The sequence below is a fragment of the Mesorhizobium sp. M0618 genome (assembly GCF_040320765.1).
Taxonomy (GTDB): Bacteria; Pseudomonadota; Alphaproteobacteria; order Rhizobiales; family Rhizobiaceae; genus Mesorhizobium.
Window position 1 is genome coordinate 1 of sequence record NZ_JAMYQH010000004.1, and the last position, 14,273, is coordinate 14,273.

Below are 14,273 nucleotides of genomic sequence, written 5' to 3' on the forward strand. Positions count from 1 at the left end.
GCCTCGGACTCGTGCCGGTCGTCATCCGCGATATCTACGCAGCCCTTCCCAGGATCCGCGAAGGCGGCGCCGCGATCGTGCTGGTGGAGCAGGATATCGGCAAGGCGCTGGCGGTCGCCGATCGCGTCTACTGCATGATGGAGGGTCGCGTCACGCTGGCCGCCAGGGCGGCTGAGGTCACGCGCGAAGACATCCATTCCGCCTATTTCGGAGTGGCGGCATGACGCGGCAACCGAGGCTCTGTCATCTGCTCGCGCAGCGCTCTTATGGCCTGATCGAGGTGGCGCGGCGATGATCTGGCTGGACACCCTCGTGCAAGGGATTCTGCTGGGCGGGCTCTATGCCTTGTTCGCAGCGGGATTGAGCCTCGTCTTCGGTATCATGCGGCTGGTGAACCTCGCCCATGGCGACCTCATCATTCTTGCCGCCTATCTGGTTTTGATGGGCGTCACGCTGCTCGGCCTGTCGCCCTGGATTGCCGCTCTGGTCGCCATGCCGGTGATGTTCGCGCTCGGCTGGCTGCTGCAGACCGCCGTTCTGAACCGCGTGCTGGGCAAGGACATCCTGCCGCCGCTTTTGGTCACCTTCGGCCTGTCGGTCGCCCTGCAGAACGGCCTGCTCGAGGCCTTCTCCGCCGACAGCCGCCGCATCCCGGTGGGCGCGTTGGAAGGGGCATCGCTCGATCTCGGGCTGGTCACGGTGGGGATCATGCCGCTGATGACCTTTGCCTCGGCGATCGTGATGATCATTGCGCTCAACGCGCTCTTCTACCACACCGCCCTCGGCCGTGCCTTCCGCGCCACCTCGGACGACGTCGTGACGGCGGGGCTGATGGGGATAGAGCCGAAGCGGATCTTCGCGATCGCCACCGGGATCGCCATGGTCGTCGTGACGCTGGCGGCACTCTATCTCGGCATGCGGGCGAACTTCGATCCTTCGATCGGACCGGCGCGGCTGATCTATGCCTTCGAGGCGGTGATCATCGGCGGCCTCGGCAGCCTGTGGGGGACGCTCGCGGGCGGGATCATCATCGGCGTGGCGCAGACGTTTGGCGCCGCGCTCAGTCCGGAATGGCAGATCCTGGCCGGCCACATCGCCTTCCTGGCCGTGATGCTGCTCAAGCCGCGCGGGCTTTTTCCGCGCGCAGTGGATTGAGGGCGGCATGTATCGACTGACAACCCGCACCCGCGCCGGAACCGTGACCGCGATCATCGTGCCGATCTTCATCGTCGCCGCGCTCGCGCTGCCTGCCGTGGCCTCGCGTGGCGTCATACAGGATCTCTTCTTCATCCTCACCATGCTGACGCTGGCGCAGATATGGAACCTGCTGGCGGGCTATGGCGGCCTGGTGTCGGTGGGCCAGCAGGCTTTCGTTGGCATCGGCGCCTATGCGATGTTCGCCGGCGTGATCCTGCTCGGCTGGAATCCGGTCCTGGCGATCCCGCTGGGCGGCCTTGCCGCTCTGGTGCTGGCGGTTCCGACGGCCTTCTTCGCGTTCCGTTTGCAGGGCGCCTATTTCGCCATCGGCACCTGGGTGATCGCCGAAGTGACGCGACTGCTGGTCGCGCAGTGGAAGGCGCTCGGTGGCGGCACCGGCACCTCGCTGCCGCGCGAGGCGACGAGCAGTATCCTGGGCACCGATGCGATCCGGACGCTGTTCGGCGTCCGCGAGGCCGCGGCACGCGACATCCTGGCCTACTGGCTGGCTTTGGCGTTGGTCGTGGCTGTGACGGGCGGCATCTATTGGCTGCTGCGCAGTCGCCTCGGGCTGGCGCTGGCGGCCGTGCGCGACAATGTCGACGCGGCGCAATCGGTGGGCGTCGATACCGGCCGGCTCAGATGGGCGGTCTTTCTGATCGCCGCGGCCGCTACCGGGCTGACCGGCGCGCTGATTTTCCTGCAGACGGCCCGTATTTCGCCCAGTGCGGCCTTTGCCGTCACCGACTGGACCGCCAACGTCATCTTCATTGTCGTCATCGGCGGCATCGGCACCATCGAGGGGCCGATCCTCGGCGTGCTGGTCTTCTTTGCGCTGCGTTCGGCGCTGGCCGACTACGGCAGCTGGTACTTGATGACGCTCGGCCTCATCGCCGTCGTCGTGATGCTTTTTGCACCAAAGGGGCTGTGGGGCCTGATCGCGTCCCGCAATGGCCTGCACCTGTTTCCGGTTCGCCGCAGGCTGACCGGTCCGAAGATCGAGGGAGGAATTTGATGGCGGATATCGAAACCGACGTGCTGATCATCGGCACGGGCCCAGCCGGCTCGGCCACGGCGGCACTTCTGTCCAGCTACGGCGTGGCCAACATGATCGTCAATCGCTACCGCTGGTTGTCGAACACGCCGCGTGCCCACATCACCAACCAGCGCACCATGGAAGTGCTGCGCGACCTCGGTCCGGATGTCGAGGCGGAGGCCATGATGCACGCCTCGCCGCAGGAGCTGATGGGCGAGAACGTGTTCTGCGAAAGCCTGGCCGGCGAGGAGATCGGCCGCATGAAGAGCTGGGGCATCCACCCGCTCTCGAAGGCCGAACATCTCCTGTCGTCTCCCTGCTTCATGAACGATCTGCCGCAGACCTTCATGGAGCCGATCCTGTTCAAGTCGGCCTGCGCCCGCGGGACGCAGGCACGCATGAGCACGGAATATGTCAGCCATGTCCAGGATGCGGACGGCGTGACGACGACCTGCCACGATCGGCTGTCGGGCAAGGATTTCACCGTGCGGTCGAAGTTCCTCGTCGGTGCCGACGGCGGCAACTCGCTGGTGGCCGAGCATCTGGGCCTGCCGCTCGAAGGCAAGATGGGCGTCGGCGGCTCGATGAACATCCTGTTCAGGGCCGATCTCTCGAAGTATGTCGCCCACCGGCCAAGCGTCCTCTACTGGGTCATGCAGCCCGGCGCCGACGTCGGCGGCATCGGCATGGGCCTCGTTCGCATGGTGCGGCCCTGGACCGAGTGGCTGATCGTCTGGGGCTACGACATCAACCAGCCGCCGCCGGACGTGACGCCGGAACTGGCCACCAGCGTCGCGCGTCAACTGGTCGGAGATCCCGCGCTCGAGATCGAGCTCCTGGGCGCGAACACCTGGACCGTGAACAACTGCTTCGCCACGCACATGCAGAAGGGGCGGGTGTTTATCATGGGCGATGCCGCGCACCGGCATCCGCCCTCGAACGGGCTCGGCTCGAACACATCGATCCAGGACGGGTTCAACCTCGCCTGGAAGCTTGCCAAGGTCATCAAGGGGCAGGCGGGGGTCGGGCTTCTGGACAGCTTCTCGGCCGAGCGCGCACCGATCGCGCGCCAGATCGTGACACGGGCGAACCAGTCCATCGCCGAATTCGGACCGATCTTCGAGGCGCTCGGCATGGACGGCGGCGTGGATCACGACAAGATCCAGAGGAACATGGAGGCTCGCGCCGATGCGACGCCCGTCGCCGAAGCGCAGCGCGAGGCGCTCCGCAAGGCCATCGCCTTCAAGAAGTACGAGTTCGACGCCCATGGCGTCGAGATGAACCAGCGCTATGCCTCGGGCGCGGTGGTGACCGACGGCCAGCGCGAGCCGGCCTTCGAGAAGGATCTCGAGCTGCACTATGCGCCGACAACCTGGCCGGGCGCGCGCTTGCCGCATGTCTGGGTCTTCGAGCGCTCGGGCAGGAAGGTCTCGACGCTCGATCTTTGCGGGCATGGCGAGTTCACGCTGTTGACCGGCATTGGCGGAGAGGCGTGGGTCGCCGCGGCGGAGACGGTGGGCGCGGAGCTCGGTCTGCCGATCCGCAGCCATGTGATCGGCCCGCGCCGCGCGATCGAGGATCATACCGGCGACTGGGCCGGCGCACGGGAGATCCGCGACACCGGCTGCCTGATCGTCCGTCCCGACCACCACGTCGCCTGGCGCTCCGAAACGCTGGCGGCCGAGCCGGCGGCCGAACTGCGCCGGATCTTCAAATCCGTTCTGGCGCGCTGAGGAGGATCGCATGATCGACGAACACGAATCCGGCTATTTCACCGAAGCGAACTCGGCCGAGGTCGTGGTGGCGCGGAACAGGAACGCCAAGGACGAGCGGCTCAAAGAGGTGATGGAGGTCATCACCCGCAAGCTGCACGAGGCGGTGAAAGAGATCGAGCCGACACAGGAGGAATGGTTCGGCGCGATCATGTTCCTGACGCGGACAGGCCAGATCTGCAACGAGTGGCGGCAGGAATACATCCTGTTGTCGGATGTTCTCGGTATCTCGATGCTGGTCGATGCGATCAACAACCGCAAGCCGTCGGGCGCCTCGGAATCGACGGTGCTGGGACCCTTCCACGTCGCCGACGCCCCCGAGCTGCCGATGGGCTCCAACATCTGCCTCGACCAGAAGGGCGAGCCCATGTTCGTGCATGGCCGCATCCTCGATACCGAGGGCAACCCGATCGCAGGCGCCAAGATCGACGTCTGGCAGGCCAATGACGAGGGCTTCTACGACGTGCAGCAGAAGGGCATCCAGCCCGACTTCAACTTGCGCGGCGTCTTTCGCACCGGCACGGACGGGCGCTACTGGTTTCGCGGCGTGAAGCCCAAATACTACCCGATCCCGGATGATGGCCCAGTCGGCAAGCTGCTGGGCGCGCTGGGGCGTCACCCCAATCGTCCGGCGCATCTCCACTACATCGTCGAGGCCGAGGGCTTCGAAGCGCTGACCACGCACATCTTCGACCCGGACGACCCGTACATCGATTCAGATGCCGTCTTCGGCGTGAAGAAGAGCCTGCTCGCCGAATTCCGCAAGGTCGAGGACGCCGAAGCTGCCGCCAGGGTCGAGATTGCGTCCCCGTTCTACGACGTGGAGTTCGATTTCGTGCTGTCGCGCAAGGGAGGAAACTGATGGCTGCACTTGAGAAGATGTTCGATGTCAGGGGCAAGTCGGTGATCGTCACCGGCGGCGCCAGCGGCATCGGACAGGCCTATGCCGAGATCATGGCCGAGCATGGGGCAAAAGTCTGCATCTTCGACCTGAACCCAACGGGGCTGGAGAAGACCGTGACGGCGATCAAGGCGGCGGGTGGCGATGTCTGGGGCGAGGCCGTCGACGTCGGCGACCGTGCGGCCATGGCCGCAGCCTTCGACAAGGTGGCCGGGAAAGCGGGCTCGATCGAAGTGGTGTTCGCCAATGCCGGGATTGATGCCGGACCGGGCTTCAACACCCCGACGGGCGAAAGGAACCCCGAGGGCGCCATCGAGAACCTGCCCGACGAGCACTGGGACAAGGTGATCGAGATCAACCTGACCTCGGTCTACACCACGATCAAACATGCCGTCCGGCACATGAAGCCGAATGGCGGCGGCCAGATCATCGTCACGTCGTCCATTGCATCGCTGATCAACGAGAGCATCGTGGGCACGCCCTACATGCCCGCCAAGGCCGCGGTGAACCATCTCGTTCGCCACATGGCGATGGAGCTTGGCGCCTACAACATCCGCATCAATGCCATCCTGCCCGGACCGTTCATCACCAACATCGCCGGCGGTCGGCTGCGCAATCCGGCGGACCGCGAGGCCTTCGAGGCCCAGTCGCTGCTCGGTCGGATCGGCGACCCGGAAGAGATCAAGGGCCTGGCGCTTTATCTGGCGTCGCCTGCCGCTTCCTACGTGACGGGCTCGCTGATCGTCATCGATGGCGGCTCGCTGCTGCGGATGACCTGAACACGCTTTGAACTGAGACCGGTCCCGTGGGCCGGAGAAACTTAACCCAGGGAGGAACCGACGATGAGCTACTACAACAGACTGGTGAAATCGGGCTTGCGGCCCAGCCGTCGAAGCGTGCTGAAGGGGATTGGAGCCGGCGTTGCCGCCAGCACGCTGGGCATGCCGGCCTATGTGCGCGCCGCGACGGCGGGGAAGATCAAGCTGGGCTACCTCAGCCCGACGACCGGACCGCTCGCCCTTTTTGGTGAAACGGATGGCTACACATTGCAGAAGATCCGCGCCCTGCTCGGCGGCCAGCTGCAATGCGCCGACGGCAATACTTACGAGATCGAGATCCTCGATCGCGACAGCCAGTCCAATCCGAACAAGGCATCGGAAATCGCCGGCAATCTGATCCTGAACGACGAGGTTCATCTGCTCGTGCCGGCCTCGACCACCGACACGATCCTGCCCGCGGCCGAGCAGGCCGAGCTTTATGAAACGCCCTGCATTTCCTCGGGCGCTCCCTGGCAAGCGGTGATCATGCCGCGCGGCGGCGGCAAGCAGACCTTCGACTGGACCTATCATTTCTTCTGGGGCCTCGACGAGGCGTTGAACACCTTCGTCGGGCTCTGGAACCATTTGGAGACCAACAAGAAGGTCGGGATGCTGTTCCCGCAGAACATCGACGGCGAGACCTGGGGCAACGACGAATATGGCTTGCCAGCGCCGACCCGCAAGGCCGGCTACGAGGTCGTGGTGCCCGGCTATTTCCAGCCCCGCACCAATGATTTTTCCGCACAGATCGCCGAGTTCAAGAAGCAGGGCTGCGAGATCATCGGCGGCATCACCTATCCCGACGATCTGAAGACCTTCGTCACCCAGTGCAACCAGCAGGGCTTCAAGCCGAAGGCGGTCACGGTGGCGGCGGCGCTCCTGTTCCCGGGCGGTGTCGAGGCGATGGGGCCGCTTGGCAACGGCATGTCCTCGGAGGTCTGGTGGACCCCGGCCTTCCCGTTCAAGTCGTCGCTGACCGGGCAGATCAGCAGCGACATCGCCAGCCAATGGGAAGCCGATACGAAGCGCCAGTGGACGCAGCCGCTTGGCTATTCGCACGCGCTGCTGGAGGTCGCGCTCGACATCCTGAAGCGCTCTTCCAATCCGCTCGACCGTGCGGCCAATCGTGACGCTCTGGTCGCTACCGATCTGCAGACGCTGGTCGGTCATATCAAGTTCGACGGCTCGCCCCACAAGAACATCTGCAAGACGCCGATCTTCGGCGGCCAGTGGGTGAAGGGTGAGAAATGGCCTTATGACCTGAAGATCGTCGACAACACGGTCAATCAGCTCTTCGCGCCGCAGCAGGCTATCCAGCCGATCGCCTGGTGACATGAGCGGGAACGCGGGCAGAGTTATGGGTAGGGAAATCCTGCTGAAAGCGCACGGCGTGTCGAAGTCCTTCGGCGCTGTCCGCGTCCTGCATGACGTGAGTTTCGACGTGCATAGGGGCGAGGTCCTGGGCATCCTAGGCCCGAATGGGGCGGGCAAAACGACGCTGTTCAACATGATCAGCGGCGATTTGAAGACGTCCGGCGGCGAGATCCAGCTCGGCGACACCGCGCTTCGCGGCGAGCCGCCCTTCCGGCGTTGCCAGATGGGGATCGGGCGGACCTATCAGATCCCGCGTCCCTATTCCGGCATGACCACCTTCGAAAACCTGCTGGTCGCCCCCCCTTTAGGCGGCCGCCGGTCCGAGAAGCAGAGCTATGCTTTCTGCGCCCAGGTCCTGCGCGATTGCGAGCTCTCCGACAAGGCCAATGTCTCGGCCGGCGCTCTCACTCTGCTCGATCGCAAGCGGCTGGAGTTGGCGCGCGCGCTGGCGTCGGATCCGAAGCTGCTGCTGCTGGACGAGATCGCGGGTGGGCTGACCGACGATGAATCGAAGGCGCTGGTAGCGCTGGTGCGCCGCATCCGCGACCGTGGCATCACCATCGTGTGGATCGAGCATGTGTTGCACGCGCTGCTGGCGGTGGCCGACCGGTTGTTGGTGCTGAACTTCGGCGAGAAGATCGCTGAAGGCGTGCCCGCCGAAGTGATTGCGCTGCCCGAGGTCCAACGCGTCTACATGGGGATCGAGGCATGACGGCCGTTCTTTCCACCCACGGGCTGTTGGCCCGCTATGGCGATTTCCAGGCGCTCTACGGCGTCGACATCGAGCTGCACCAGGGTGAGGCCGTGGCCTTGATCGGCGCCAACGGGGCAGGAAAATCTACACTCCTGCGTTCGATCATGGGCCTGCTCCCGGTCCGGCGCGAGATGGTGCTGCTGCAAGGGGAGGCCGTTGGCGGCACCACCACCGACCGCATGGTGCAGAAGGGTGTCGCCATCGTGCCGGAGGGCCGCCGGCTCTTCACCGGCATGTCGGTCGAGGACAATCTGCGCGTCGCCATCGACCAGGCCGCGCGCATAGGCGCCAAGGGCGGATGGACGCTGCCGCGGTTGCATCAGCTGTTCCCGATCCTCAAGGAGAAGGCCCGCACGCAGGTCCAGAGCCTCTCGGGCGGGCAGCAACAGATGGTGGCGATCGGCCGCGCGCTGCTCTGCCAGCCGCGCGTGCTGCTCTGCGACGAGATCAGCCTTGGTCTTGCGCCGAAGGTGATCCGCGAGATCTATGCCGCCTTGCCCGAAATCCGCGCCACCGGAACGGCGATGATTGTGGTCGAACAGGATGTCGGCCTCGCCCGAACCGCCACGGACCGCCTCTACTGCATGCTGGAGGGGCGCGTGACCCTGACCGGCAGGTCCGCCGAGATCACGCGCGAGCAGATCGGCAAAGCCTATTTTGGAGCAGGCCATGGAGTGGTTTGACGCCTTGGTGCAGGGGGTCCTGCTGGGCGGCATGTATGCCCAGTATGCGCTCGGCATGGCGCTCATGTTCGGCGTCATGCGGATCGTCAACATCAGCCATGGCGATCTTGTGATCCTTTTGTCGCTGATCGGCATCTCGATCGCCACGGCCTGGGGTCTGGGGCCGCTGCCTGTGCTGATCGTACTGGTGCCGCTCGCGGTGCTGATGGGCTGGGTGCTGCAGAAGGCCGTGCTGAACCGGGTGGTAGGGAGCGATCCGCTGCCCTCGCTGATCGCGACCTTCGGACTGTCGATCGCGCTGCAGAACCTGATGCTGCAGATATGGTCCGCGAACAGCCGATCGTTGCCCGGCCATGGAATCGAGAGTCAATCCATCGAGATCGGCGGTATCTATGTCGGCCTCCTGCCGCTGATCGTGCTGGCCGTCGCCACGGGGTTGACAGGAGGCCTCGACCTGACGCTGAAGCGCACGCGCTTCGGCCGGGCGCTCCGCGCCGCGTCGGCGGATGTCGAGGCAGCGGCAATGACCGGCATCAATCCGCGCGCTGTCTATGCGATGGCGACAGCGGCAGCGGTCGGCATCCTCGGTTTTGCAGCCGTCTTCCAGGCGTTGCGGTCGACCGTCGCGCCGGCCGACGGACCTGCCCAACTGATCTACGCCTTCGAAGCGGTGATCATCGGCGGCATGGGGACGGTATGGGGCGCCTTCGCCGGCTCGATGGTCCTCGGCATCTCGCAGGCCGTCGGCTTCCGCATCGATCCGGGCTTCGGCGTGCTCGCCGGACACATCGTCTTCCTGATCGTGCTGGCGACCCGCCCGCAGGGCCTGTTTGGAAAGGCATTGTCATGAGTGCGATCCCCTATGTGGCAACCGAGGTGCCTGAGGTCCTGGTCCAGCGCCAGACCCGGTCCGGTCGCATCGCGATGACGCTGGCTGTGCTGGCGCTGATCGGTGTCGCCGCCATGCCGTGGTGGGCCTCGACCGGCACGATCCGGTCGATTCTGGTGCTGTGCTGCTACATCGCCGTCGCGCAGATGTGGAACCTGCTAGCCGGCTATGCCGGCCTCGTCTCGGTGGGCCAGCACGCCTTCATGGGTGCTGCCGGCTATGCGCTTTTCGTGCTGGCGCAGACTTACGGCATCAATCCGTTTGTGGCGGTCTTCCTTTCGCTGCTGGCGCCGGCCGCGCTGGCCGTGCCGATCTACCTGCTGCTGCATCGCCTGGATGGCCCCTATTTTTCGATCGGCACATGGGTGGTGGCCGAGGTATTCCGGCTGGCCGCCTCGAATCTCCCGCTCGTCAATTCCGGCGCGGGGATGTCGCTTCGCGTGATGAAGGACTATTCGGCCTTCGAGCGGAATGTCGCCATGTCGCTGCTCTGCGCGGGGATGCTGCTCGTCACGCTGGGCGGCAGCTATTGGCTGCTTCGCTCGCGCTTCGGCCTTGCGCTGATCGCCATGCGCGACAATCCGGTCGCGGCCGCGAGCCAGGGCGTGAATGTCGTCAAGCTGCGCTTCCTGATCTACGTCGCGTCGGCGGTCGGCTGCGGCCTTGCGGGCGCCATCTATTTCATGGCGCAACTGCGCATCACCCCGGGTTCGGCCTTTGATCCGATGTGGGCGAACGTCGCGATCTTCATCGTCATGGTCGGCGGGATAGGGTCCATCGAGGGCGTTCTGATCGGATCCCTGATTTTCTTCATCGCGGACCGCTGGTTCGGTGAATACGGCGCGAGCTATTTCGTCGTCCTCGGCCTGATGACGCTGCTGGTGGCGCTCTACGCCCGCACCGGCATCTGGGGCCTGATCTCGAAACGGTGGGATGCGCCATGGTTCCCGATCCGACGCAGGCTCGTCGATCCGAACCGCTGAGAGGGAGGGTTTTTATGAAAGCAGCCATCTTCGATACGGTCGGCAGTCCGCTGCGGATCGGCACGGTGCCGGATCCGACGCCGGCGCCGGATGAGGTCGTCTTGCGCATCGCAGCCTGCGGCATCTGCGGCAGCGACCTGCATATCACCGAGGATCCGGTGCCTTTCGGCATCGGTGGAGGTTTCGTTCTTGGCCATGAATTCGCCGGCGACATCATCGCGCTGGGATCACGGGTGGCGAGCCTTCGGATCGGTGAGCGTGTGGCCGTCGTGCCGATGCACGGCTGCGGGCACTGCCAGGCCTGCAGGCGCGGCGATCCAGGCCGCTGTCCCGACATGGTGCTGATTGGTGGCGGCTATGCGCAATACGCGGCCGTCGCCGCGCGCCAGTGCCATGTCTTGCCCGACGACGTTGCGCTGGAGGATGGCGCGCTGGCCGAACCGCTCTCGGTCGCGCTGCATTGCATCATCCGCTCGGGTATGAAACCGGGAGACCGGGTCGCCATCCTGGGCGCCGGGCCGATCGGCCTGCTCGTCGCCTTCTGGGCGCGGCGGCTGGGAGCGTCGTGTGTGGTCGTGGCCGATATCCACAGCCATCAGCGTGACCGTGCGCTTGCGCTTGGCGCGACCGGTTTCGCGCTATCGGGCAACAGGCTGGCGGAGAACCTTGCCGATCTCTGCGGCGGTGCAACCGATATCGTCTTCGAATGCGTCGGCAAGCGCGGCCTCATCGACGCAGCGGTCAAGGCGGTCCGGTTGCAGGGCACGGTGGTCGGCGTCGGCCTGTGTATCGGCGGCGACGAATGGGATCCGTTCGTCGCGCTGACCAAGGAAGTGAACCTGCTCTTCTCGGTCTTCTTCCATCAGCGCAACGAATTCGGCGTCGCCCTCGATGCGCTGCGCGGCGGACCTTTCGCACCGCAGGCGCTGATCACCGATCGGATCGACCTCTCGCCGGTTCCGCAGATATTCGAGAGCCTTCGCCGCCGCACAACGCAATGCAAAGTGCTGATCCAGCCGGACCTTGTTTGAGGAGGAATAAAATGGCCGTTCAATTCGAAACGCTCAAATACGATGTCGCTGGCACCAAAACGGTGGTGAAGGCCATTGGTGAGGGAAAGCCCGTGCTGTTCCTGCACGGCGCCTCGACGCTTGAAGGTTTCGACTTCGCCGAAGGCCTCGCCGACCGTTTCCGCGTGCTTTGCGCGAGCCATCCGGGCTTCGGCTTTTCGGGCGCTGCGCCGCATGTGACCGGGATGTCCGACATGGTTCTGCACTACCTGAACCTGCTCGATGTTCTGAACCTGCCGGAGAAGCCTCATCTCATCGGCTTTTCCATGGGCGGCTGGATGGCGACGGAGCTCGCCGGCCTTGCGCGCGAGCGTTTCGACAAGGTGGTGCTGATCGCGCCGGCAGGGCTCAACGACCCCGCGCATCCGGCCACCGATCTGGGCGCGGTCGCGCCGCAGGAGCTGCCGGCCTATCTGGCGCATGACGTCTCGGTGGCGCTGCGCTATTTCCCCGACGGCTCGGATCCCGCCTTTGCGGAGGCCTTCGGCGCCGATCGCGCCCGCGAAGGAGAGACGCTCGGCCGGTTGCTGGCGCCGTTCGGCATGGGCCATCCGAACCTGCGGCGCTTCCTGGCGCGCATCGCCAATCCGACGCTGGTCGTCTGGGGCACCAGGGACCGTCTGCTGCCAGCTGGCCAGGCGCCGCTCTTCGTCGAAGCCCTGCCCGACGCACGCCTGATCCTGGTCGAGGATGCCGGCCATTTCGTCATGCAGGAGAAACCCGAAACACTCAGGAAGATCGGCGATTTCCTCGCCGGCTGACCGCATTTGAAAAGGAGGAGAAGACAATGAACAAACCCATCAAGCACGGCTCGTGGGGGACGACCACCGACTATCGCGACTTGCTCAGCAAGATCGCGGAGATCGGGCCGGCCCTGGAAGCCAACGCCACCACCGATGAGGAGAATGGCGAACTGACTGCGGCCACGTTCGAGCTGCTGAAGCCGCTGCGCATGTCGCATATCTTCGCCGCGGAGAGCCTCGGCGGTGCGCAGCTGCGACCCACCCAGGGTCTCGAACTGCTGGCGGCGATCACCTGGCACTCCGGGGCGGCCGGCTGGGTTTCAATGGTGCATTGCTGCATCGGTGCGATGTCGGCGGCCTTTCTGCCGGATAGCGCGGTCGAGCGGCTGTTCGCACCGGGCACCGACAACCGTTTCTCGGGGCAGGGCGCGCCGCTCGGCATGCTGAAGAAGGTCGACGGTGGTTACCGGCTGAACGGCAAGTGGAGCTATGGCAGCGGCTTCAGCCACGCCACCTATAGCCACAGTGCCGCCTTCGTCGACGACGGCACCGGCAAGCCCGCCAAGGACGACAAGGGCAATTTGATTATCATGTGCGCCCATGCCCCGATCTCCCAGCACAAGCAGCTCGGCAATTGGGACGTTCTGGGCCTCGGCGGCACCGGCAGCATCGACTATGCGGCCGAGGATGTCTTCATCGCCGACGATCTCGTCTTCCCGATCCTGACCGCACCGCCGCTGCGCCAGAAGGAGTTCTTCAGTCTCGGTGTCGTGGGCCTCGCCGCCATCGGTCATACCGGCTGGGCGCTCGGCACCGGGCGGCGGATGCTGGACGAGATTGCCAAGTTCGCCCGCAGCAAGTCAGGCCGCGCCGGACTGATCGGCGAGAGCGAGAAGTTCTGGCACGACTATGGCCGCGCCGAAGCCCGCTATCGCGCTGCCCGCGCCTTCGTCTTCGAAGTCTGGCGCGACATCGAGGCGACGGTCGAAGCCGGCAACAGCGTATCGACGCGGCAGATCAGCCTTGTCCATCTGGCCAAATCCGAGATTCACGAGGTTGGCGTCGATATCTGCAACTTCGCCTACCGCGCGGGCGGCGGCGCGTCGCTGCGCGCCGGTGTGATCCAGCGGACCTTCCGCGAGATGATGGTGGCGGCCAACCACTTCACGATCGCGCCGTCGATAGTCACCTCGGCCGGCCGCGACATCGGCGGTCTGTGGAGCGATCGCACCTGGCAGTTCTACGACCTGATCGAGAAGAAGTAGTCCGCAAGGGCCGGACGGCGGACGCCGTCCGGCCCTTATTCACGCTGCAGAAGAGAGACGTCGATGAGCTTCCCGCATCCGATGACCAACGCCTTCCGCGAAGCCTTTCGCCACCATCCGGCCGGTGTTGCCGTGATCACGGCCGACCCCGGCGACAGGCCGGTGGCGATGACCGTATCCTCGCTGATCTCGGTAAGTGCCGCGCCGCCGGTCGTCGCTTTCTCGCTCTCCATGAAATCGACTTCGTCCGAGCCCTTGCTACGGGCCGAGACCATGGTGATCCACCTGCTGCGCTTCACTGATATCGACCTGGCGCAGCTCTGCGCGTCGAGCGGCGCGGAACGTTTCCCGCCGGGAGGCGCCTGGGCGCGGCTGCCTACGGGCGAACCCCGCTATACCGGCGTTTCGACCTGGTTCCGCGCCCGTCGGCTCGGCATCCTGCCGATCGAGGGCGCGACGCTGGTCGCGGCCGAACTCCTTGACGGCGAGGTGCAGCCGGACGAGGTCCCCCCGGAGGCGCATTCGCTTGTTTATCTCGACCGTCGCTGGCATCGCCTGCACAAGGAACTGGACGGGGTGGCTGAGCTTCTTGAGTCGTCGCGTTTTCTTTGAACGGCGCCGAAGCGCGGGTTGTCCGGTCGTTGCGCACGGAACTTGCAAAGCCAGTCGAAGCGCGTTCGGCGTCAGTCGTACCGCGCTCCCTGGCTCGCCGCGCAGGGTTGAGGGTCATCCGGCCAGTTGGGCATTGGCCGGAACTTCGTCCCGCATCGGATGCGGTACGAGTGGAT

The 14,273-nt window shown here is 65.2% G+C and carries 14 protein-coding genes and 1 pseudogene; all 15 read left to right on the forward strand.

The window, feature by feature from the left end:
* A pseudogene (locus NKJ04_RS05825) lies at window positions 1–224 on the forward strand (ABC transporter ATP-binding protein); the annotation flags it as partial.
* A 67-nt stretch (window positions 225–291) separates the two neighbouring features.
* The gene (locus NKJ04_RS05830) at window positions 292–1,155 is read left to right on the forward strand and encodes a branched-chain amino acid ABC transporter permease (protein ID WP_128302304.1); all 864 of its coding nucleotides are present in this window, start codon (window positions 292–294) and stop codon (window positions 1,153–1,155) included.
* Window positions 1,156–1,162: 7 nt separating this feature from the next.
* Window positions 1,163–2,212: a branched-chain amino acid ABC transporter permease gene (locus tag NKJ04_RS05835; protein ID WP_352673889.1), complete on the forward strand. Its 1,050-nt coding sequence runs from the start codon at window positions 1,163–1,165 to the stop codon at window positions 2,210–2,212.
* Complete coding sequence (locus tag NKJ04_RS05840; RefSeq protein WP_352673891.1) at window positions 2,212–3,966, forward strand: FAD-dependent oxidoreductase; 1,755 nt, start codon at window positions 2,212–2,214, stop codon at window positions 3,964–3,966. The genes NKJ04_RS05835 and NKJ04_RS05840 overlap by 1 nt, the downstream gene beginning before the upstream one ends.
* 10 nt (window positions 3,967–3,976) lie before the next feature.
* The gene (locus NKJ04_RS05845) at window positions 3,977–4,867 is read left to right on the forward strand and encodes an intradiol ring-cleavage dioxygenase (protein ID WP_352673893.1); all 891 of its coding nucleotides are present in this window, start codon (window positions 3,977–3,979) and stop codon (window positions 4,865–4,867) included.
* Complete coding sequence (locus tag NKJ04_RS05850) at window positions 4,867–5,685, forward strand: SDR family NAD(P)-dependent oxidoreductase (protein WP_352673895.1); 819 nt, start codon at window positions 4,867–4,869, stop codon at window positions 5,683–5,685. Before NKJ04_RS05845 ends, NKJ04_RS05850 begins: the two co-directional genes overlap by 1 nt.
* Before the next feature lie 63 nt (window positions 5,686–5,748).
* Entirely contained in the window at window positions 5,749–7,056 is a 1,308-nt protein-coding gene (locus tag NKJ04_RS05855; RefSeq protein ID WP_352673897.1) for an ABC transporter substrate-binding protein, read from the forward strand.
* A 25-nt stretch (window positions 7,057–7,081) separates the two neighbouring features.
* Window positions 7,082–7,810, forward strand: coding sequence for an ABC transporter ATP-binding protein (locus tag NKJ04_RS05860; RefSeq protein ID WP_352673898.1), 729 nt, complete (start codon window positions 7,082–7,084; stop codon window positions 7,808–7,810).
* On the forward strand, window positions 7,807–8,535 hold the full coding sequence (locus tag NKJ04_RS05865; protein ID WP_352673900.1) for an ABC transporter ATP-binding protein: 729 nt from the start codon (window positions 7,807–7,809) through the stop codon (window positions 8,533–8,535). The genes NKJ04_RS05860 and NKJ04_RS05865 overlap by 4 nt, the downstream gene beginning before the upstream one ends.
* A complete protein-coding gene (locus NKJ04_RS05870; RefSeq protein ID WP_352440105.1) occupies window positions 8,522–9,385 on the forward strand; it encodes a branched-chain amino acid ABC transporter permease in 864 nt (287 codons plus the stop codon). The genes NKJ04_RS05865 and NKJ04_RS05870 overlap by 14 nt, the downstream gene beginning before the upstream one ends.
* A complete protein-coding gene (locus NKJ04_RS05875; RefSeq protein WP_352440104.1) occupies window positions 9,382–10,407 on the forward strand; it encodes a branched-chain amino acid ABC transporter permease in 1,026 nt (341 codons plus the stop codon). The genes NKJ04_RS05870 and NKJ04_RS05875 overlap by 4 nt, the downstream gene beginning before the upstream one ends.
* Window positions 10,408–10,421: 14 nt before the next feature.
* A complete protein-coding gene (locus NKJ04_RS05880) occupies window positions 10,422–11,438 on the forward strand; it encodes a zinc-dependent alcohol dehydrogenase (RefSeq protein ID WP_128302313.1) in 1,017 nt (338 codons plus the stop codon).
* Window positions 11,439–11,449: 11 nt separating this feature from the next.
* Entirely contained in the window at window positions 11,450–12,238 is a 789-nt protein-coding gene (locus tag NKJ04_RS05885; RefSeq protein ID WP_023808918.1) for an alpha/beta fold hydrolase, read from the forward strand.
* A gap of 26 nt (window positions 12,239–12,264) precedes the next feature.
* Complete coding sequence (locus NKJ04_RS05890) at window positions 12,265–13,485, forward strand: acyl-CoA dehydrogenase family protein (protein ID WP_023808917.1); 1,221 nt, start codon at window positions 12,265–12,267, stop codon at window positions 13,483–13,485.
* Window positions 13,486–13,548: 63 nt separating this feature from the next.
* Window positions 13,549–14,097 carry a flavin reductase family protein gene (locus NKJ04_RS05895; protein ID WP_127255083.1) on the forward strand — a complete coding sequence of 183 codons (549 nt, stop codon included), beginning with the start codon at window positions 13,549–13,551 and terminating at the stop codon, window positions 14,095–14,097.
* The last annotated feature ends 176 nt before the right edge of the window (window positions 14,098–14,273 follow it).